The 18,638-nt window shown below is 64.2% G+C and carries 18 protein-coding genes and 1 pseudogene; 7 read left to right on the forward strand and 12 right to left on the reverse strand.

Features of this window, described 5'->3' with window-relative positions:
- Positions 1-535, reverse strand: a pseudogene (locus tag CBW66_RS17865) (hypothetical protein); the annotation flags it as partial.
- Between the two features lie 76 nt (positions 536-611).
- Positions 612-1,178, reverse strand: a complete 567-nt coding sequence (locus tag CBW66_RS17870) for a hypothetical protein (protein WP_086139661.1) — start codon at positions 1,176-1,178, stop codon at positions 612-614.
- On the opposite strand from CBW66_RS17870, the gene CBW66_RS28590 reads away from it, so the two are divergent.
- The 3 genes from CBW66_RS28590 (at position 1,177) to CBW66_RS17880 (ending at position 4,846) form a co-directional block, all read left to right on the forward strand.
- On the forward strand, positions 1,177-1,512 hold the full coding sequence (locus CBW66_RS28590) for a hypothetical protein (RefSeq protein ID WP_139841729.1): 336 nt from the start codon (positions 1,177-1,179) through the stop codon (positions 1,510-1,512). The two genes, CBW66_RS17870 and CBW66_RS28590, sit on opposite strands and share 2 nt — an antisense overlap.
- Positions 1,513-1,591: 79 nt before the next feature.
- On the forward strand, positions 1,592-3,388 hold the full coding sequence (locus tag CBW66_RS17875; protein WP_086139662.1) for a DUF1800 family protein: 1,797 nt from the start codon (positions 1,592-1,594) through the stop codon (positions 3,386-3,388).
- A gap of 9 nt (positions 3,389-3,397) precedes the next feature.
- The gene (locus CBW66_RS17880; protein WP_086139663.1) at positions 3,398-4,846 is read left to right on the forward strand and encodes a DUF1501 domain-containing protein; all 1,449 of its coding nucleotides are present in this window, start codon (positions 3,398-3,400) and stop codon (positions 4,844-4,846) included.
- Here CBW66_RS17880 and CBW66_RS17885 read toward each other — a convergent pair.
- Both CBW66_RS17885 and CBW66_RS17890 read right to left on the reverse strand, forming a co-directional pair.
- Positions 4,843-5,706 carry an intradiol ring-cleavage dioxygenase gene (locus tag CBW66_RS17885; RefSeq protein ID WP_086139664.1) on the reverse strand — a complete coding sequence of 288 codons (864 nt, stop codon included), beginning with the start codon at positions 5,704-5,706 and terminating at the stop codon, positions 4,843-4,845. The genes CBW66_RS17880 and CBW66_RS17885 overlap by 4 nt on opposite strands.
- Positions 5,707-5,861: 155 nt before the next feature.
- The gene (locus CBW66_RS17890; RefSeq protein ID WP_086139665.1) at positions 5,862-6,356 is read right to left on the reverse strand and encodes a Spy/CpxP family protein refolding chaperone; all 495 of its coding nucleotides are present in this window, start codon (positions 6,354-6,356) and stop codon (positions 5,862-5,864) included.
- 193 nt (positions 6,357-6,549) lie between these two features.
- On the opposite strand from CBW66_RS17890, the gene CBW66_RS17895 reads away from it, so the two are divergent.
- Both CBW66_RS17895 and CBW66_RS17900 read left to right on the forward strand, forming a co-directional pair.
- Positions 6,550-7,239 carry a response regulator transcription factor gene (locus CBW66_RS17895; RefSeq protein ID WP_086139666.1) on the forward strand — a complete coding sequence of 230 codons (690 nt, stop codon included), beginning with the start codon at positions 6,550-6,552 and terminating at the stop codon, positions 7,237-7,239.
- Positions 7,240-7,241: 2 nt separating this feature from the next.
- On the forward strand, positions 7,242-8,720 hold the full coding sequence (locus CBW66_RS17900; protein WP_086139667.1) for a cell wall metabolism sensor histidine kinase WalK: 1,479 nt from the start codon (positions 7,242-7,244) through the stop codon (positions 8,718-8,720).
- 41 nt (positions 8,721-8,761) lie between these two features.
- Here the strand turns inward: CBW66_RS17900 and CBW66_RS29030 are convergent, their stop codons facing one another.
- Complete coding sequence (locus CBW66_RS29030; RefSeq protein ID WP_170933099.1) at positions 8,762-9,112, reverse strand: FlxA-like family protein; 351 nt, start codon at positions 9,110-9,112, stop codon at positions 8,762-8,764.
- Between the two features lie 168 nt (positions 9,113-9,280).
- Between CBW66_RS29030 and CBW66_RS17910 the strand changes: the two genes are divergently transcribed.
- Positions 9,281-10,519, forward strand: coding sequence for a PrpF domain-containing protein (locus CBW66_RS17910; protein ID WP_230492292.1), 1,239 nt, complete (start codon positions 9,281-9,283; stop codon positions 10,517-10,519).
- Between the two features lie 45 nt (positions 10,520-10,564).
- Here the strand turns inward: CBW66_RS17910 and dcd are convergent, their stop codons facing one another.
- The 4 genes from dcd to CBW66_RS17930 all read right to left on the reverse strand — a co-directional run bounded on the left by dcd (position 10,565) and on the right by CBW66_RS17930 (position 13,604).
- Positions 10,565-11,134, reverse strand: coding sequence for a dCTP deaminase (dcd, locus tag CBW66_RS17915; RefSeq protein ID WP_034755486.1), 570 nt, complete (start codon positions 11,132-11,134; stop codon positions 10,565-10,567).
- 132 nt (positions 11,135-11,266) lie between these two features.
- Entirely contained in the window at positions 11,267-12,067 is an 801-nt protein-coding gene (locus CBW66_RS17920) for an alpha/beta fold hydrolase (RefSeq protein ID WP_086139668.1), read from the reverse strand.
- A 58-nt stretch (positions 12,068-12,125) separates the two neighbouring features.
- Complete coding sequence (locus tag CBW66_RS17925; RefSeq protein ID WP_086139669.1) at positions 12,126-12,821, reverse strand: HAD family phosphatase; 696 nt, start codon at positions 12,819-12,821, stop codon at positions 12,126-12,128.
- Between the two features lie 21 nt (positions 12,822-12,842).
- Positions 12,843-13,604 (reverse strand): TSUP family transporter, encoded by a 762-nt coding sequence (locus CBW66_RS17930; protein WP_086139670.1) that lies wholly within the window; start codon positions 13,602-13,604, stop codon positions 12,843-12,845.
- A 151-nt stretch (positions 13,605-13,755) separates the two neighbouring features.
- Here CBW66_RS17930 and CBW66_RS17935 point away from each other — a divergent pair, with 151 nt between their 5' ends.
- Complete coding sequence (locus tag CBW66_RS17935) at positions 13,756-14,679, forward strand: LysR family transcriptional regulator (protein WP_086139671.1); 924 nt, start codon at positions 13,756-13,758, stop codon at positions 14,677-14,679.
- Positions 14,680-14,767: 88 nt separating this feature from the next.
- On the opposite strand, the gene CBW66_RS17940 is transcribed toward CBW66_RS17935, so the two are convergent.
- From CBW66_RS17940 to CBW66_RS17950, 3 genes are read right to left on the reverse strand one after another with little or no spacing between them, the layout of a single operon-like run.
- Positions 14,768-15,205, reverse strand: coding sequence for a hypothetical protein (locus CBW66_RS17940; RefSeq protein WP_205701215.1), 438 nt, complete (start codon positions 15,203-15,205; stop codon positions 14,768-14,770).
- 59 nt (positions 15,206-15,264) lie between these two features.
- A complete protein-coding gene (locus CBW66_RS17945) occupies positions 15,265-16,029 on the reverse strand; it encodes a hypothetical protein (RefSeq protein WP_139841730.1) in 765 nt (254 codons plus the stop codon).
- A 60-nt stretch (positions 16,030-16,089) separates the two neighbouring features.
- Positions 16,090-18,513: a DNA internalization-related competence protein ComEC/Rec2 gene (locus CBW66_RS17950; RefSeq protein WP_086139673.1), complete on the reverse strand. Its 2,424-nt coding sequence runs from the start codon at positions 18,511-18,513 to the stop codon at positions 16,090-16,092.
- Between the last annotated feature and the right edge of the window lie 125 nt (positions 18,514-18,638).

The raw sequence follows: 18,638 nt of genomic DNA on the forward strand, positions 1-18,638 counted from the left end.
CCGCCGCCTGGGCGATGGCGCGCGGATCGCCCGAACCGCGTGCCTGCGCGGCGCGGTTGACGGTGTCGGCGGCCAGGCGCACGAACTGCTTGGCGCCCTCGAATTCGCGGTCTTCATTCGACGACGACTCCGCTTCCAGCCCCAGCGCATTGCCGGCGGCCGAAGCCAGGCCGCTGCCGATCTTGGCGCCCAGCGGACCGCCGAAATAGCCGCCGATGGCGCCGCCGGCCAGGGGAATCGCCTTTTTCGCTACGCCCTTGAGCACGCCGCCGATGGCTTGGCCCACGGGCGACTTGATGATGCCGCCCGCCACCGAGGCGGCCTTGCGCAGGAAATTGCCGAGGAACTGTTCCAGTTCGGCTTCATTGCTGACCGACAACAGTTCATTCGCCAGTTCCATTTCCTCGGCTTCGGAAAACATGGCGCTTGCGCCGCCCTCGCCGCTCCACTCGCCCTGGCCAAACTCGAACTGTTCCGCTTCAAAGCCGGACATCTCCTGCCCGTATTCCAGGGTCGTACGATCTAAGTCATGCATGATGAGCTCCTGTAAGTTAACACCTCGGTTGACACTCAGTTGACACTACGGCGCGCCGGACAGACTCGCCGTCCGGCTAACAATCGAGCACGACGATGTACCCGCCCTCGCGGCGCCAGCGGCCACCGTCCGGCCCCGGCGCTTGCGCCGCCTGCCTGAGCAAGCCTGGCGCCACGCTGCGTGCCACTTGCGACAGGGCCGCTTCCACCCGCGCCTTGGGCGCGCGCGCGCCCGTGCCGCCGTCCTGCGCCAGCGCCGTATTGACGGCATCGATCAGATGCACGACCTGGCGCGCCAGTTCGAATTCCTTGTCTTCCGGACTCAGTCCTTCCAGTTCCATGCCGAAGATGCCCGCGGCGCGCCGCTTGAGCGCCTGTGGCGAACCGCCATGCAGGGGCAGCAGGGGCGCCACCACCTTGCCCAGCAGCTGGCGCAGCGGCCCTTCCAGCGGCGTGCCGCGCACTTGCTGGCCCGCCGCGGTGGCGCCCAACTGGCGCGCCAGGAAACCGTCGAACTGGGACGGCGCCTGCAATTCCAGCAACTGCGCCGCCAGTGCCAGCGCATCTTCGTGCTGCCGGGACAGCACGCCCGGCGCTTCCGGCAATTCCATTTCGGGACGATAGGCGAGCAGGCGGCTGGTCATGACAGGCTCCGGTAAAAGGCGGGCGGATGGTCCATGCCCTGTTGTCGCAAGGGCCGTGCCAGCAACGACAAGGGAAAAGCAGCGGGGGAGCGGCGAACGGCGTTTCGCCGATGGCGTAAAAACCATGGTTTCCGGCGTAGCTGTTTTCGCTCTGTCCATGAGCGTTTGCACAAGCTTAATTCGAGGCAATTTATTACGTCGCCTATCGACCACAAGTAGGCGTTCGCATAAAAATATTTTCCCATTTGTAAAAAATAAAGTTCCTCAAACATCTCCCAACAAGCACGCAAAATCGCTTAAAAATCCATCAAATCAAAAAATGGACAAGACGTAAATATTCTTTTGAGCACGCACTTTCAGTCGGCAGGCAATACAATTACGAGGTCAGATTTTGATTGCCACAAAGAAACTAAATGAGCCACCCTACTTTGCGCCGCTTGCTGGCTGTAACACTCCTGAGTTTGCTCACCGCCTGCGGCGGTGGCGGTGGCGGCGACAGCCCGGCCGCTACGGTACAGAAACCCGATATCACGGCGGTACCGCCCGCGGATGTGACGCCGGGCGAGACGGCGATTCCCGGGGAAACCGTCCCGCCGCCCCCACTGATCACGCCACCGGTCGCGAAGACGATGACTTTTACGCGCCAGCAGGCATCGCGCTTCCTGGGCCGGGCCACGTTCGGTCCCAATATGGCGGCCATCGATGCACTGGCCGCCAGCGACAGCAACGCCTGGTTCAAGTACCAATTTTCCAGGCCGCAAACCTTGCATCGCAAATATCTCGACGCGAAATTTCCACCGGCGGGCACGACGGCCAGCAAAGCCTTGCCGCAGGATTTTTACGAGTCGTTCTGGCAGCAGGCCGCAGGCGGCGACGACCAGTTGCGGCAACGCACGGCGTTTGCTTTGTCGGAAATTTTCGTCATTTCCACGCAAAACGAAGCCGTGTGGCCGCACGTGCGTGGTGTCGCCAGCTATTACGACATGCTGGGGCAACATGCTTTCGGTAACTTCCGCACCTTGCTGCAAGGCGTCGCCACGCATCCGATGATGGGGCTGTATCTGTCGCACCTGCGCAATCAGAAGGAATCGGCGACACGTACCCCCGATGAGAATTTCGCCCGCGAAGTGATGCAGTTATTTACCATCGGCCTGTATCAGCTGAACGCTGACGGCAGCTTGAAATTGTCCGGCGGCAAGCCCATCGACACCTACTCGCGCGACGACGTGAGCGGCCTGGCGAAAGTATTTACGGGCTGGAGCTGGGCCGGACCGGACCAGGCCGCGAACCGTTTCTTTGGCAGCGTGGCCGATCCGGACCGCGACTGGAAGCCGATGCAAAATTACACCGCCTTCCATTCCACCGGTGAAAAACGTTTCTTGGGCGTCAGTATTTCGGGCGCCACTACCGGCGAAGCCGACCTGGCGCAAGCCCTTGACACCCTGTTCAATCATCCGAACACTGGGCCATTCTTCGGCCGCCAGCTGATCCAGCGGCTCGTCACCAGCAATCCCAGCCCCGCCTATGTGGGCCGAGTAGCGGCCGCGTTTGCCAACAATGGCGCAGGCGTGCGCGGCGACATGCAGGCGGTGCTGCGCGCCGTGCTGCTCGATCCGGAGGCGCTGGCCCCGGCCGGCACGACCTTGCGCACGGGGAAATTGCGCGAACCGCTGGTACGCCTGGGTAATTGGATGCGCGCCTTTAACGCCAAGGATGCAGCCTCGCAATACCGCATTTACTACCTGAGCGATCCGCTCACGGGCCTCGGCCAGAATCCCATGAATGCGCCATCCGTCTTCAATTATTTCCGTCCCAGCTATGTGCCGCCCAATTCGTCGCTAGCGGCCGCCAGCCTGGTGGCGCCGGAAATGCAGATCACAGCGGAACCGTCCGTCACCGGCTATCTGAACTTCATCCAGGATGCCATCAGCGGCGGCGTGGGAGAAAGCGCCTCGGTGAAGGCGGACTATGCGGCCGAGCTGGCCCTGGCCGACCAGCCGGCAGCCCTGCTCGACCGCGTCGACCTGCTGCTATTGGCGGGCAACATGTCGACCAAGCTGCGCGGCACCATCCTCTCCACCGTCAATAGCGTGCCGATTCCGGCCGCCACCGGCAGCAATGCCGCGCAGGTCAACCTCGCAAGAACCTACCGCGTACGCCTGGCCATCTTTCTGTCGATGGCCTCGCCTGAATATCTGGTCCAGAAATAAGGAAGCCGCATGTCCCATCTCCCCCCTTTTTCCCGCCGCCGCTTCCTTGGCTCCATGCTGAGCCTGGCCGGCAGCACGGCCGCGCCGTTCGCCCTCAACCTGGCAGCCATGGGCCAGGCCGCAGCCCAGTCGGCCGATGACTACAAGGCGCTCGTGTGCCTGTTCATGGCCGGCGGCAACGACGCGTTCAACACGGTGCTGGCAACCGATACATCGTCCTGGAATGAATACCAGCGCCTGCGCAACACGGGCAGCAATGATTCGATCCACTTGCCCGCCGTCGGCGCAGCCGGCGGCGTGTTGCCCATCGTGCCGGCCACCGCGCAAGCGGGACGCAGCTTTGCCCTGCATCCCGCCCTCGGTCCGCTGAAAAGCCTGTTCGATGACGGTCGCGCCGCCGTCGTCGCCAATGTGGGCACCCTGATTCAGCCCGTCACCTTGGCGCAATATAAGGCAGGCAGCGTGGCCCTGCCGCCCAAGCTGTTTTCGCATAACGACCAGCAATCGACCTGGCAATCGGGCTTGCCGGAAGGCGCCAGCATCGGCTGGGGCGGACGCCTGGGCGACCTGCTTGGCGCAGGCAACGGCAACGCCATGTTCACGGCCATGTCCGCTGCATCGAACGCGCTGTTCCTGAGCGGGCGCCAGGTGCGCCAGTTCCAGGTGGGCCAGGCCGGTGCGGTGCCGATCCGCAATATCAATCTCAGCGGCAGCCTGTTCGGCACGGCGCAGGGACCGGCGGCCTTGCGCCAAATCATCACGACGGCCGGCAGCGACCTGATGGAGCAGGAACATGTGGCCGTGATCGAGCGCGCCATCTCCAGCCAGAGCGTCCTCAGCGGCGCCATGCTGGCGGCCGGTGGGGGCGGCGTGCCCAATCCGCCGCCCTACATCAATCCGAACACGGGCGCGTCCGGCGTCAACCCGCTGGCCGTGCAATTGCAGACGGTGGCGCGCATCATCGGCGGGCGCGGCACCCTGGGGGCGAAACGGCAAGTATTTTATGTGACTCTGGGCGGCTTCGACACGCATGACCGGCAAAAGGCGCTGCATGCCGACCTGATGGCCCGGCTGGCCCATGCGCTCGCATACTTCGACACGGCCCTGGCGGCCCTGCAGGGCGCGGATCTGCGGCGCCAGGTGACGACCTTTACGGCGTCGGACTTCGGCCGCACTTTCAGCAGCAATGGCGATGGCACGGATCACGGCTGGGGCGCGCACCACTTTGTCGTGGGCGGCGCCGTCAAGGGCCGCGACATCTACGGCGCCTTCCCCGTCACGGGCCTGGGTCACGAGCTGGACGTCGGTTCCGGCGCCCTGCTGCCGACCACTTCCGTCGACCAGTATGGCGCCACGCTGGCCAAGTGGTTCGGCGTGGCCGACAGCCAGCTGGCCGAGGTGTTCCCGAACATCGGCAATTTCAGCCGGCGCGATCTGGGTTTCATGACGACAACTTAACCGTTCACGACGATCACCAGCGTGGCGACGTAACCCTGCGTGGCATTGCCCGTCACCATGGCCGCCTGCAGGCTGGCGCCGTCGCTGAAAACGTTGTCGCTGGCATAGCTGATCTGCGCCAGCTTGCGCGCGCTGGCCGTGTAGCCGCTGGCCGCGTAGGCCTCGTTCAGTGTCGCCAGTGGAAACGTGAATTGCGAGGTCTTGATGCGGTTCGAGGCAGAGGCCGCCTTGGCCAGGCTGGGATAGACCTCAAAGTGCACGTGCGGCATGCGTCCCGCGTAGCAGCCGGGAAAGATGGTCGTGAAGCTGAGATTGCCAGCGCTATCTGTTTCCTGCACGCCGCGCAGGTAACTTTGCGCTGTCACGCCGCCCGAATACAACGAATACAGGCCGTCGCGGTCGCAATGCCATACATACATGGCGTAACCGGCCAGGCTGGCGCAGCTGCCGCTGGCGTTGAGCAACTGCAGCTGGATGGTGAGCGGCACGCCCGCCGCCACACCCGTGGCGCCATTAAAACTGGCGCGGATATCGCTGCGCACTACGCCCGACTGGTTCAGCACGTTAATGATGCTGCCGCCATACGTGTTCGTGCCATCGGCAGGATACGGCCCGCCCGTTTCCTCGGGAATCACCGTGCAGGCGCCCGCGGACGGTAGCGCGACGGTGCCGGCGCTGCCGGACGTGCCCGTGCTGGCAGCGCTGCCTGCGGCCATACTGCTGGCGTGCGTGCCGCCGCCGCAGCTGATCAGGGGCCAGGTGGCTGCGCCGGCCAGCAGCCGGCGCAGGACTTGCCGCCGCTCGGCCGCCTGCCGCATCATTTCGAGGTCGGATGCCAGACCGCGATCATGTAATGCCATACATACTCCATCAAGTAGGGCAAGCCCGCGAATGCCGGGCTCAGGCTGGCGCACAGGTACAGAAGCTGCGCGGCCCGTTGCGAGAGCGCCTGCAAGCCGCTTCCTGACCGCCTGTCGCCGCTGACCGGACGCAACATGCTGACTCTCCGTGGCGATTAATGGGCGCGGCGCGGGCCGGGCTGGCCATCGTGCCGCTGCTGCGCCTGCTGGCGCTGTGCCGGTGTCAGCACGGCCAGCAATTGCTGCTCCAGCCGCGCATGCTGCAAGCTGATCTTCGCCATGGCTTGCGCCGCCGTGTTCGCCAGCGCGCTGGCTTGCGCATCGTCATAGGCGCTGGATGCAGCCAGCGCGCGCAGCTGCTCGTGGGCCTTGAAGGCGATCTTTTCCTGCTCCCGCAGCAGGGGCGCCAGGGCGTAGGTGGCGGCAAAAATTTTATCCTGCTGCGCTTCGCTCAAGTCGATGCCGCGCAGAAATGGCGGCAAGCCTGGCGCGGCCGGTACGCCTGGGCCGGGAACGAAGCCGGGCGGCGGCCCGTCCATGGCGCGCGGCGGCGGGCCGTCCGGTGCGCACGACTGCTGGGCCAGGGCGAACAGCGGCATGCTGCATGCGCACAGCAGCAACAGGGATACAACGATACTCAAGTATTTCATCGGGCGTTCCTTTCGTGGAGGTCAGCCCTGATTGTCGGCGTCTGGCGTGTAAAGCGGCGTCAGGGCCGCGTAAAAGCGTGTAAAGGAAGCTGCGCAAATGTAAGCGGACGTATGTAAAAGCGGGTAAAAGGGCCCTGAGCCGCGCCAGTTGACTGCTATCATCGGGCGATATTCACCCGAAAAAAGCACAGGCATGAGCAAGGTTTTGTTAATCGATGACGACGTGGAATTGGTCGGCATGTTCCAGGAATACCTGACGCAGGAAGGTTTCGACGCCCGCGCCGTGCATGACGGCGAAAGCGGCGCGGCCGAGGCGCTGACGGGCCTGTACGCCATCGCCATCCTCGACGTCATGATGCCGCGCATGAATGGCCTGGAAACCCTGCGCCGCATCCGCGCCGGCAGCAACCTGCCCATCCTGATGCTGACGGCGCGCGGCGACGATACGGACCGCATCGTGGGCCTGGAGCTGGGTGCCGACGATTACGTAACAAAACCGTGTACGCCGCGCGAGCTGACGGCGCGCATCCGCGCCATCCTGCGCCGCGCGCAAGCGGCGCCGCACGACAGCTCGGGTCTGGCGCCGCTCACCGTGGGGCAACTGACGATGTGGCCAGAACAGCGCCGCGTTGCCTGGGCCGGCGCGCACCTGGAGCTGACGAGCACGGAATTTAACCTGCTGGAAGTGCTGGTGCGCCATGCGGGCAAGCCCGTAAGCAAGAATCAATTGTCGGAACTGGGCCTGGGACGGCCCATGGCCCGCTTCGACCGCAATATCGACGTGCACTTGAGCAGCCTGCGCCGCAAGCTCGGCAGCCTGGCCGACGGCCGTTCCTGCCTGCAGACCGTGTACCGTCTCGGCTACCAGCTGCTCAAGGAGTAAGCGTGGGCCGTCTGTTCTGGAAGTTTTTTCTGTGCATCATGCTGGCGCAAGTGACGGCCACCATCGGCATCGGCGGCACCTTCTGGCTGAAAAACCGGGCGGCGCAGCAGGAGCGGGCCCTCGACATCGACACCAGTCCGCCCGCGCAAATGATCATCGAGGCCGCCAGCGCCACCCTGGAAGCGGGCGGCGGCCAAGCCTTGCGGCAATTCCTGGGCAAGCTCGAGCGCATGCGCGTGTTTGCCGTCGATGCGCGCGGGCACGAACTGATGGGCCGCGCGGTGCATCCCGCCATGCTGAGCAAGGCGCGCGCCATGCTGGGCCAGGAACAGGGCCAGGCCCATCCCGTCGTGCGCGAGACGGTCGGCAGCGACAAGCAGCGCTACCTGCTGTTCCTGCCCTCGTCCGAACGCTTCCGCAATGCCGAGGCAGGCGCCGCGCGCGACACGCTCAACGCCGTCGCCATGACCGGCCCGCGCGCCATGGGAGCCGCTCCACGGCCCCATGAAGCGGGTCCCCCGCCGCCACGCGGCGAATTCGGCCGCGGCATGCCCCCGCGAATGGACACGCCCTACCGCACCTTCATTCCCCTGGGCGCCGCCATCGCCGCCAGCCTGCTGTTTTCCTTCTTGCTGGCCTGGTATTTTGCGCGCCCCATCCGCGACCTGCGGCAAGCGTTCGAGGCCGCCTCGCACGGCGACCTGGCGCCGCGTTTTCACGCCAGCGGCAAGCGCGGCGATGAATTGACGGACCTGGGCCGCGATTTCGACCGCATGACGGGGCGTTTGCGCCAACTCATGGAGAGCCAGACGCGTCTGCTGCATGACGTCTCGCACGAGTTGCGCTCGCCGCTGGCGCGCCTGCAGGCCGCCATCGGGCTGGCGCACCAGCAACCGGACAAGATGGACGCCTCGATGCAGCGCATCGAACGCGAAAGCGAACGCATGGACAAGCTGATCGGCGAGCTGCTGACCCTGTCGCGGCTGGAAGCCGGTGCCGGCTCCCCGCTCAGCGAAGACGTCGACATTGCCGAACTGCTGCACGACATTCTGGAAGACGCCCGCTACGAAGCGAAGGCGCGCCAGGTGGACATCGCCCTGTCGGGCGACGCGGCCAGCGCCGACGCCGCGGTCACGGGCCGGCCCGAACTGCTGGCGCGCGCCGTGGAAAACGTGGTGCGCAACGCCGTCAAGCACAGCCCCGATGGCGGCACGGTGGAGGTGGAACTGTCGCGCATGACTGAGGGGCTGCGCATCGCCGTGCTGGACCGGGGCCCCGGCGTGGCTGGCGCGGATCTTGCCCGCATTTTTGAACCGTTCTTCCGCGCCAGTAATACCCAGCACAGCACGGATGGACACGGCCTGGGCCTGGCTATCGCCCAGCACGTCATTAAGGCCCACGGCGGCCGCATCGGGGCCAGCTTGCGCAGCGGTGGCGGACTATGCGTGGAAATGTTGTTGCCTGTCAAAACTCCAGGCTGACCCGCCAGCGAGCCTGTCCATATGGATTGCCGGCAACCTGCTTACGCCTGCGTATCGATGATGCTGCCCAGCGTGGAAGAGGCGGACTTCGCGGGACCGGTCGCCGTGCCGCCGCTGCTGGCCGTCTGCGTATCCTGTTGCGCCGCCTGCTGCGCGGCCGCCGCTTGCAACTGAGCAATTTGTGCCTGCAAGGCCTGAATTTGCTGCGCCAGCTGCTGCTGCAGCTTTTGCGACGCATCCGTCTGCTCGCCCTTCTGCGACTGCGTCAACTGTTTTTGCGCCGCCGTGATCTGCTTTTGCAGCGCCGCGATCTGCGCACTGCTGCCCGCACCGCCACTGCCGGCCGCGCCGACTGTACCGACCGCGCCGCCGGAACCGATTGCCGCCACCATATTGCCTCCCTGATTATTCAATACCTTATTATCGACGTGCAAGGTATTGAATACAGGGCGGCAAGTGTAAAGGCGGGTAAAGCCATGTAAAGACGCCGCGCGCACCATCCGATTGCACGCCAGCAAGAAAAACTGGCACACTGGCGCTTCCTGCCTTGACCACGATCCATGATGATGACGCCCCTGCTGCCCGCCCTGCCCGACCTCGTGCCCCGCCAACGCTGCGGCGTGATCGAGTTTCCCGTCCACCACATGCGTGGCGGCACGTCGACGGGCCTGGTCTTGCATGCAGCCTCCGTGCCGGCCGAACAAACGCTGCGCGAGGAATTGCTGCGCCACCTGATGGGCGTGCCCCAGTCCGGCCGGCAGCCGGGCAACCGGCAAATCACGGGCCTGGGACGGGGCGCGCCCACCAGCAATAAAGTCTTCCTCGCCGGGGTGGAACAGCATGCGGGCCAGCCGCGCCTGGTCAGCACCCTGGCCCAGCTGGCTGGCGAGCACGGCGATATCGACTGGAGCGTGAACTGCGGCAATATGTCGTCCGCGCTGCAACTGTGGGGACTGGACAGCGGCGTGATCGAAGCGCTGGCCATCGGCGCGCACGATATCGATATCCACAACACCAACACGGGCGTCATTACTACCTCGCGCATGGCGCGCGAACTCGATGGCAGTTTTACGGCCGCCAGCATTCCTGGCGTGACCGGCAACTTTCCCCGCGTGGACCTGTTCCTGCGGCAGCCGGCGGGCGCCAAGACGGGCAAATTATTGCCAACAGGTAATGCGCAGGATGTGGTGCACGGTTATGCGGTCTCGTGCGTGGATGTGGCCGTGCCCATGGTCATCGCGCCAGCGAGCCAGTTCGGCAAGACGGCGCATGAGTCGATCGCGGAACTGGAAGCGGATACCGCGTTCATGCAGGCGATCCGCCAGGTGTGGAGCGCGGCGGGACTGCTGATGGGCTTGCGCAAGCGCGATGGCGGGTTGATGACCCTGGAAGAGCTGGAACGCAGCGAAACCATCCCCAAGTTCTGCATCGTGGGGCCGGCCGCAGGAGAGGGAAATATTGCGGTGCGTTACTTTACGCCGCAAACGGGACACGCTTCGCTGGCCGTCTCGGGCGGCTGCTGCCTGGCGGCCGCTTGTCTGATACCGGGCACGGTGGCGCATGCACTGGCGCGCGGCGTGCCGCCAGTCAAGCAAGCGGAAACAGAGATTGCACTGGGCCTGGCCAACCCGGCCGGCATCCTGGACACCACCATCGTGGCGCGCCAGAACGGGGCAACGGGCAACATCGCCATCGACGGCGCGGCCTACCGGCGCAGCGCGCAAATCTTGCTGCGCGGCCATGTCCCCCTGTACCAGCCGTCAACGGCGCTGAAGGCGTGGCTGCTGAAACAAATCTGAGGAAACAACCTGGCAGGACTGGCGCCCTGCCCGTTCAGGCAATCATCAGGTTTTTGGCAGGGTCACGCCCACCTGGCCCTGGTACTTGCCGCCGCGGTCCTTGTACGACGTTTCGCACACTTCGTCGGATTCGAAAAACAGCACCTGCGCCACGCCTTCATTGGCGTAGATTTTCGCCGGCAACGGCGTCGTATTCGAAAACTCCAGGGTCACATAACCTTCCCATTCCGGTTCGAACGGGGTGACGTTGACAATGATGCCGCAGCGCGCATACGTGCTCTTGCCGAGGCAAATCGTCAAGACGTTGCGGGGAATGCGGAAATATTCCACGGTACGGGCCAGCGCGAACGAGTTCGGCGGAATGATGCAATAGCCCTTGCCGGACACATCGACGAAGTTATTCGCGTCAAAATCCTTCGGGTCGACGATGGTGGTGTTAATGTTGGTGAATAATTTGAATTCGTCGGCGCAGCGGATGTCATAGCCATAGCTGGAGGTGCCGTAGGAAACGATGCGGTTGCCGTCGCGTTCCTTGACCTGGCCAGGTTCGAACGGCTCGATCATGCCCGTTGTTTCCGCCATGCGGCGTATCCATTTATCGCTTTTAATCGTCATCGCAGCAGTATCTTTCTAGAATATCGAATGGCTGGGGCGGCGCGCCAGGTGCAGGCGCGGCCCGAATGGCAGGATTTTACGCGAAAATCCGCCGCTGTTGGCCCCCATCCCCTGAAAATCCTTGGCGTAAGGCTATTGTTTCGCCAGCAATGCCGTGATCATCTCGCGCACCACTTGCGCCGTCAGTTCCGGGTTTTCCATGGGAAACAGATGGCCGCCGGGCACCTGGCGGAAAAACTTGCCGACCAGCTTGCGCGTGGCCGTCAAGCCCGCTTGCCGGCATTCCACCGATTCCGTGCCGCCAATAAAGCCGATGGGCACCGGCAAACCATCCTTGACGAGGCCGCCGATATGGTGGGGCAAGCTGCGGTAGACCTGTGTTTCCACTTCGCGCGTAAAGCGCAGCTGCACCCCGTCCGGATGGGGAGCCAGGCCGCTGTCGATGTAATCGCGCAAGACTTGCGGCGCCCAGATGGCGAACATGTCCTTGGCCGCGAAGTGTTCATACGCGGCTTGCGCGTCGGGCCACAGCTTGCGCCGTTTGGCGGAAAACCGCGAGGGGGAAAACCGCTCACCCAGCGCCGTGTTGCGCGCCAGGCGCACCAGCAAGGCGCGCCAGCCCGCCACCACGGGCGAATCGAGCAGGACCACGCAGCGCACCAGGTCAGGCCGCTGCTTGGCCACCATCACGCTGAGCATGCCGCCCAGCGAATGGCCGACGAGGATGACGGGCGCGCTGTAGCGGCGCTCCAGGTCGTCGATGTACTCGCGCACCAGCTCCGGCCAGCCCGTGCTGACCGGGTAATCCGGGTCGTGCGCATGCATGTCGAGCGCCTGCACGGTGTAGTGCTGGCCCAGCAAGCCGAACAGCTTGCGGTAGGTGCCGGCAGGATAACTGTTGGCGTGGGCAAAGTGCAGTTGCGGGAGGGTCATCGTGGGGCTGTGCCGTTAAATGCGATAGGCAATTGTAATGGCATGCCGGCAAGACGGATCAGAGGAAGGCCTCTAATTGCCCCCGTACCGCCGCCATGCCGGGCACGAACGAAGCCAGCACTTCGCCCAGCTCGGCGTTTGAATCGACGACGCAAAAAGCCTCGTCAAACGCGTGATGGCGGTTCATGGGATTGCGCACGACGATGCATTCCAGCCCGGCCGCCCTGGCGGCGCGCAAACCGCGCGGCGAATCCTCCACGGCCACGCAGTCGGCGGCGGCCAGGCCCAGGCGCTGCAAACCCAGCTGGTAGCCGTCGGGCGCCGGCTTGCTTTCCCCATACATTTCGCGCGTCAGCACGAAGTCGAAGTGAGGCAGCAAACCCGTGGCCGCATGGCTGATCCGGAAATGCTCTTCGTAGGCGCTCGTCACCACACCCATGGCCACGTGCGGGCGCAGCGCCGCCAGCACCTGTTTGACGCCGGGGATGGCCAGCTGGCGCGCCTGGCGCAGCCGTTCGCTAAACAGCACGGTGCGCTCAGCCCGCAGGCGCTCGACCAGCTCGATGGCATGGCCCTGCCCCAGCAGCAGATGCCAGGCGCCGTAGTTATTGTCGAGGAACCAGTCAAAGAATTGCTTCGGCGTCAGGTCTATGCCGTAGGGCAAGAGCAAGTCGCGGTTGCTTTCGTAAAACAGCTGTTCGGTCGCGACCAGCACGCCATCGTTGTCCCACAGCACACCCCGGATGGTTTTCATGGCTTGACGTCGTCTAAAGACTTACTTGAAGAAGATGTCGTAGGACAACTTCACGATCAGCAGCACCAGCAGCACCAGGAACAGGATGCGCACGAAGGCGGCGCCGCGGCGCACGGCGATCCAGGTGCCCGTCAAGGCGCCCAGGATATTGCACACGGCCATGGGCGCGGCCACCGCGTAGACCACGTGGCCGGCGGGAATGAAGAAGGCCAGCGCGGCCACGTTGGTGGCGATATTCACCAGTTTCGAGCAGGCCGAGGCGAGGATGAAATCGAAGCCGAAGACGCGGATGAAGAGGAAAATCAAAAAGCTGCCCGTGCCCGGCCCGAACAAGCCGTCATAAAAGCCGATGGCGCCGCCGATGACGATGGCCAGGAGGCGTTCGCGCGGGCCGATGGGGCGCGCCTCGCGCGTCGTGCCGAAATCCTTCTTGATGAAGGTGTAGATGGCCATGATGATGATCAGTACCAGCACCATGGGGCGCACCACCTGCTGCGGCACGTAGGACACGGCGGCCGCGCCGATGAAGGACATGACGAAGGCGCTGGCCACGGCCGGCAGCACCAGCAGCCACGGGATGTGCACCTTGCCGACGAACGAGCGGGCGGCAAACGTGGTGCCGCAGGCCGACGCCAGCTTATTCGTGCCCAGCAAGGAGGTCGAAGCCATGTTCGGCATCAGGTTGAACAGGGCCGGCAGCTGTATCAGCCCGCCCCCGCCCACGGCGGCATCGATCAGGCCGGCAAAGAAGGCAAATAAACACAGCAGCGAGATGGTCAGCATGATAGGCAAGTGGGAATGGGCGACAGCGGCAGTATAGGCGTCAGGCACTTTTTCGGATGCAACTTCAAATTGCGCAAAACGCAATCAGCCGTAACGCTTGACGGAATGCGCCGCGTACGGTCTACTGGCCTCTTTTGCCGGGAGTCACGCGATGTCGATGAAACTGATGTGGGAGATCCGCGCCTTTTGCACCGTGGTGGAAAAGCGCAGCTTCATCCACGCGGCGCGCATGCTGGGACGCTCGCCATCGGCCGTCACGCGCGCCATCCAGTTCCTCGAGGAAGCCATCGGCGCCGAGCTGATCCTGCGCACGCAAAAGCAGTTCACCCTGACAACGGCCGGCGAAACGTATTACGCGTCGGCCAGGCACTTGCTGGAAACGCAGGCCGAGGCGGAAGAACAACTGGCCGAACTGAGCAATTCACCGCAAGGCTGGGTGCGCCTCTCGGCGCCGGAAATCTTGTCGCTGGGCTTCCTGCCGAAAGTGGTGGCGCAATTTTCGCGCGACTATCCGAATGTGTCCGTCGACATCCATTTCTCGGACAAATCCATCGACCCCATCCAGGAAAAGCTCGATTTCGCCATCCGCGGCGCCTTCCCCCAGTCCAGCGAGCTGATCGGCTACCCCCTGTGGAATTACCGCCGCTATATGTACGCCTCGCCCGAGTATATAGAACGCATGGGCGCGCCCGAGGAACCGGAAGAGCTGGCCGGCCACGACGTCATCATGCACTCGGCCCCCCGCATCCTGCGCGACTGGCATTTCGTTTCCACCGAGCGCAACGTGCGCTACCAGGTGCAGCCGCGCTTCCGCTTCACTTCCGGCATCGCCACCTTTCAGGCGGCCCTGGAAGGCGCCGGCATCGTGCGCCTGGCCAGCTGGCTGGCGGAACCGGCCGTGGCGGCTGGCACCCTGCGCCGGGTCTGCACGGCTTACCGGCTGACGTCATCGAAGGAGCTGGACCCGAGCATCCATGCCGTGTACGGCACGTCGAAGATGGCCAAGGGGGCGCGGCTGTTCCTGGAATATGTGCGGCGGCGAGGGCTGGAAATACCCGATGAACGGGCAAGTTAGCATCTATTTTGCGGCGATGACATCGCTATACACGGCAAAGTCAGCGCCATCGCAAACAAAGGCGGCCACCTCGCGCATGCCCAATCGTTCATGCGCGCGCAGCGAGCCGATATTGTCGCGCCGGATGAACAGCACCGCCTCCGCCCCCCCCATGCCGCGCGCGCATGGCAGAGTACAACAGCGCCAGCAAGCCCTGCCCCCGCTCCGGGTCCGCGATGCGGACGGGGCCATATACATAGGCCTTGTCACTTCCCGCATACGCGGCCAGCATGGCCAGCACCACGGGCGCCTGCGCGGTGGCTTTTTCCGCGCTGAACAGCACCCCCACGGCAGGCCCGCCCGCCACGCGCCGCGCCACGATGACGGGCGAGGCGCCATCGGCCATGCTGGCCACCTTGTCGCGCGAAAACTCACCCGTCAGGCTGCCGCCCTGCGAGGGGGAATTGGCTTGCAGCAAGGTCGTGATGGCGTCGATGTCGGCGGCCTGGGCCAGGCTGATCAGATAATGCCTGCTTAAATGTAACAATCAATGCTCTTCGATTGAGTTCTTCCGTTGACATGCTGCTGAAGCGAATATGAAAACAGCTAGTGTGCAACTGCACAATCCGCCACCTTGCTGGCCTTGGCGGCATCCGCCAGCTGCACGGCGCTCCGCTTGACGTCTCCCCACAGGTAAAAGATGAGGCAAATTCCCATCAGTGGAAAAATAAAGTGCAGGACCTCATACTTTTTTTGCGCGACAAGACAGTTTTCGCTAACGCACCTGTTCTTTCGCCATAGCCCCACCACGCCGTGGCGACAGACATACATGACCGCGTTCATCGTCACGGCGAGGAACCAGACCATCGCAATAACGAGCAGACTCCCTAACCATTGACGGGCATTCGGCCAAAAACTCTTCGTCAGCACTTCCGAAAAGACGAGCGACAATAACATGCCGGTACTGATGGACACCGCATGTGAAATGCCATGGATGACAGGCACCAGCATTTTCTGCCTTAAAAAATGCCCCCATTCAGCAGCCAGCAGCATGGTGCATGCCACCAGAAACAGGACAAGACTGAACAGGGGCCCTTGAATATCCTGGTAATGCAGAATGAAGTTCCGATGTAGCGCCTTGGCCATGTCATTGACAAGCTGATCGCTCGTAAATTGCAATCCAAATAAAATCAAGCCGGTAAACACGCCACTCGCCATGCCGATACCCGTGTGCTGAATCGACTGCGCCAACGCTGGCGAAATCGCCTCCATATGCCGCAACCATTTATCCCACCGTCTCAAACGCAGGCGCTGGTACGCGGCATCGGCTTTCGCCAGCAAGCGCTCGAAGGGATTGCATTCCTCGCACATAACAAACCTCCCGTTCGGCATCCGAAGATGCCGTATTACCCCGTACTACCCCATATCATCTTATTGCTCATGCCAATAGCGCGGCCGGCTGGCCCGGTACCGCGTCACAGCCATCTCTTCCCCCAACTCCAGCACCACCGCTCCCTCCACATCCGTTCGCAGCCGCACGATGCCCATGTCGCCATAGCGCGCATACACTTGCGGCTTCGGATGCTTATAGCGGTTGCGGTGCCCGACCTGGAAGATCGCCAGGGCCGGATGTACGGCGTTCAGAAATGCCGGCGTCGACGAGGTGCCGCTGCCGTGGTGCGGCGCCAGCAGTACGTCGGCCGCCAGTTCACCGTCTGCCGAGCGCGCCAGCAATTGCGCCTCTTGCGCCGCCTCGATGTCGCCGGCCAGCAAGATTGCATGCTTGCCCGCGGAGATTTTCACGGTGCAGCTGCGGGCGTTCGGCGTCAAGCTGATGTCCGTGTGGCTGGCGGGCAAGGGGTGCAGCATGGCAAAGTGCACGCCTTCCCAGGTCCAGCTTTGACCGGCCACGCAATGCAGATACGGACGCCCGGCTTGCCGCCGGGCATCGACGGCCGGATGGCCATCGAACAGCGACGAGGCCAGCCAGCCCACCTGCACGTTTTCCAGCAGGGACACGGCGCCGCCCGCATGATCGAGATCGCTGTGGGAAATGATCACGCCGTCAAGCTTGCCGATGCCGCGTGTGCGCAGATACGGCACGATGACACGGCTGGCGCCATCGGCATCGAGGCTGTAGGCGGGCCCCGTGTCGTACAGCAGGCGGTGGCCTTGCGTTTCCACCAGCACGGCCATGCCTTGTCCCACATCAAAGGCCGTGACCCACATCTGGCCAGCTGGCGGGCTCGATGGCAAGGCCGTCAGCAGGGGCAGCCAGCCCAGCATGCCGGCCCAGCGCTGCGGCCATCCGCGTGGAGCCAGCAGCCAGGCGGTGCCGAACAATGCCCAGCAAAAACTCCAGATTGGGGGCGCGGGCGCCGTCCAGACGGCGAAGCGGCACGCGCCCAGCCAGTCCAGCACCTGCGCCAGCATCTGCACGATGGTGTGCGCCAGCAGCAGCAACCCATCGGACAGCGGCGCAGGCAGCAGGCTGCCCGCCAGCGACAAGGGCGTGACGACCAGGCTGATGACGGGTATGGCCAGCGCATTGGCCACGGGGGACACGAGCGAGACTTGCGAAAACAGCAGCATCGTCAACGGCACCAGCCCCACCGTCACCACGTATTGCGTGTGCGCACCGAGCGCCACGGCCGCGCGCAGGCGGCGCCAGCGCCCGGCCTGGGCCGGCAGGGGCGCCGTGGTGCGGCCCGCCGTCGCGTACAGCATGGTGGCGACGGCGCCGAACGACAGCCAGAAACCGGGCCACAGCACGGCCCAGGGATCGAGCAGCACGACCACGCCCAGCGCCAGGCACAGGATATGGACGATGCTGGTGATGCGCCCCAGCCACAAGGCCAGCGCCACGACCAGCAACATATACAAGGTGCGCTGCGCAGGCACGCCGAAGCCGGCCAGCAGCACATACACCAATGCCGCCAGCGCGCCGGCCAGCGCCGCCACCTTTTGCGCCGGCAGCAGCAAGGGCAGCTGCCGGTCCGTGAAAAACGAGCGCCGCCACAACGCGCCCGCACCGAGGGCGAACAGTCCCGCGATCATCGTGATGTGCAGGCCGGAAATCGAAATCAAATGACTGACGCCCGTGCGGTTGAACACCTGCCAGTCCGACTGGGCAATGGCGCGCTGGTCGCCCACCACCAGCGCCACGATCACGCCCGCATACTGTTTTCCGTCAAGGCTGCGCAGTATGCGCGCACGCAAGGCCGCGCGGCTGGCCTCGACCACGTTGCCGAAACCGGGCACGAAGGCGGCCAGGCGCACGTTCGGCGTGTCCGCGCGCGGCTGCGGCCGTACATAACCGGTGGCGCGTACGCCCTGCTCCAGCAGCCACGCCTCGTAGTCGAAACCCATGGGATTCGCGTTGCCGTGCGGACGCTGCAGACGCACCGTCAGGCGCCAGCGTTCGCCCGGCTGCACATCGCCCACCTCGCTCGTCACTGCATCGCGAAAGCCCGCGTACCAGGACAGGGCAATCAGGGGCGGCACCTTTGTCCCCACAGTTTTTTCCACGGCAAAATTGAAGCGCACACCCTGCTCGAAGCGGTACGGCAAGCTGGCCACCGTGCCCGTGACGACGATATCCTGTCCCTCGTCGGCCAGCGCCAGCTGCGGCGCCAGGGCGGCCTGGGCCAGCCAGGCGGCCCAGTAAAAGCCCAGTCCCAAGCCAGCGGCAAGCGCAAACACGCAGCCCCAGTGCGCGTGTCGGCGCAACGGCCACGCCATCAGCAGCGCCGCGCCAGCGATCACCGACAGCAGCGCGCCCGCTTGCGGCGGCAAGCCTGCCTGCGTCTGCAAGCAGGCGGCGCCAGCGGCAAAGCCGAGTATCAGGGTGCGCATGGGAAGGCAAATCCGCTCGCTGCGAAAGGGGCTCGAAAGGGGCTCAGTTACTGTGATCGCTTTCCACGCCTTGCCGTCTGATCTGGCGCAATGGTGCAGTGGATAAGATCGTTCAGGCATGCCAT

This window comes from Janthinobacterium sp. GW456P, assembly GCF_002127655.1.
Classification (GTDB): domain Bacteria; phylum Pseudomonadota; class Gammaproteobacteria; order Burkholderiales; family Burkholderiaceae_D; genus Janthinobacterium.